Annotated in this window: 1 protein-coding gene and 2 pseudogenes; 2 read left to right on the plus strand and 1 reads right to left on the minus strand. The window is 52.6% G+C overall.

Annotated features, from left to right (window positions below; all coding sequences use genetic code 11):
• A pseudogene (locus tag PPL9_RS12220) lies at positions 1-194 on the plus strand (chemotaxis protein); the annotation flags it as partial.
• 107 nt (positions 195-301) lie between these two features.
• A complete protein-coding gene (locus PPL9_RS12225; RefSeq protein WP_057462947.1) occupies positions 302-1,321 on the plus strand; it encodes an alpha/beta fold hydrolase in 1,020 nt (339 codons plus the stop codon).
• A 34-nt stretch (positions 1,322-1,355) separates the two neighbouring features.
• Here PPL9_RS12225 and PPL9_RS33280 read toward each other — a convergent pair.
• A pseudogene (locus PPL9_RS33280) lies at positions 1,356-1,643 on the minus strand (hypothetical protein); the annotation flags it as partial.

A 1,643-nucleotide genomic window follows, 5' to 3' on the forward strand; every position in this document is an offset into this window, starting at 1 on the left:
CTGGTACACGGCTTGTGGCCAGCAACGTGGCGGATGTTTCGACTTATGCGAATGAAACGGAAAATGCTGCTGAGCATGTGATCGGATCTGCGGTTGAGATGAACCAGCAGATTGCATCGCTGTCTTCCGCTGTGACCGAGTACATCACCGAGCTGCGCAACGGCCCGCTGAGCAACAGCGAGATGCGCACTTGATACTTCCTTTGTCCTGAAACACGATATGGGAGACCTAATTCGCGTTTCAGGACGCTCTAAAGGACTGAGCCACCTACCACATTGCTATCACAACAAAGGATAGCAACATGAAAACTCTGGTTCTTGGCACACTCTTAGCAATGGCCTGCACGTCTGCTTTGGCGGATCAGCAGATTGCAGGCTATGACCGCCTTATCGTATCGGCCTCTCATCGCACGTCTGCTGTTGCAGCGTCTGTGTGGTATCCGATCAAAACACCAACCTACCGCAATGTGATTGGCGACAACGCGGTGTTTAAGGGCACCTCCGCCTATGTTGGCGCCGCAATCAAAGAGGGCAAGCATCCACTTATTGTGCTCTCGCATGGCTCCGGCGGTAACATGGATGGGCTTTCATGGCTGTCATCCGGATTGGCACTGAAAGGCGCAATGGTCCTCGCTGTCAATCACCCGGGCAGCACCTCCGGCGATTCCTCGCCCCGCCGGTCACTGCGCCTTGATGAGCGTGCCAAAGATCTGACGGCCGCACTGGATGAGCTTCTGAATGATCCGGCTTTTGCTGACTATATTGATGAAGGTCGTATTACCTCACTTGGATTCTCTTTGGGAGGGGCGACCGCGCTGAACCTGGCAGGTCTGCGGTTTGATGGCGATCAGTACAACGAGTACTGCAACGGTATTGGTAAAGGACAAGCAGACTGCGTCTTTCTCTCCAAGGGCGGCGTTGATTTTTCCAGACTGCCTGCAGGCTTTTCAAAAGAAGCTCAAGATAGTCGGGTTACTGCTGCGGTAGCCATCGACCCCGGCTTTACTTATGTCATTGATGAACAAAGCCTGATGGCGGTTAAGCAACCTGTGCTCTTACTAAACATTGGCGAAGAGAACCTTTGGAAAGCGGCTGATGTGGGACCAGAAGGCAGTAACCTGGTAGCTAAGCTGGAAAATGCGAGCCTTACTGTCGTCAAACCCGGACACCACTTCACATTTCTGGCGGAGTGTAAGCCGGAAGGGCCTGCCGTGCTGGCAGCTGAAAATGATGATCCGGTATGTGATGATCCTGAAGGAACTGATCGGGCACAGATCCATGAGGATATTCTTGAAGAAATTACACGCTTCTTGAAGCTGTAAACGGGGAGAGCTGCGAAGCTCCCTCTCCATGCAATCAGAGGAGGCCTTGCTCGCGCTTGGCCTCTTCCAACTCTTCTTCATCGGTATATCCGATGAGAATACCGGCCTGAAGCTCCTTGCCTGCGTTGGCTTTGATTTGCTCGTCGGTCATCGTAATGCGAGTGTGGTGCTTGCGATACCAGGCAAACAAAGCTTCGCTCATGCGTTCCCGTTCTGCAGCAAATTGGAGTTCCCTCCGGTTTCCGGACAATCGAGTATATTGACTTTGATTGTTGCAGGAGATGTGAATGGGCACGGGACGCTCGAAATACACTGAAGAGTA

Source organism: Pseudovibrio sp. POLY-S9 (genome assembly GCF_001431305.1).
Lineage (GTDB): Bacteria > Pseudomonadota > Alphaproteobacteria > Rhizobiales > Stappiaceae > Pseudovibrio.

Excerpts from the sequence above, each read along its gene's own strand:
- PPL9_RS12225 (WP_057462947.1), top strand. The coding sequence starts at position 302 with ATGAAAACTCTGGTTCTTGGCACACTCTTAGCAATGGCCTGCACGTCT.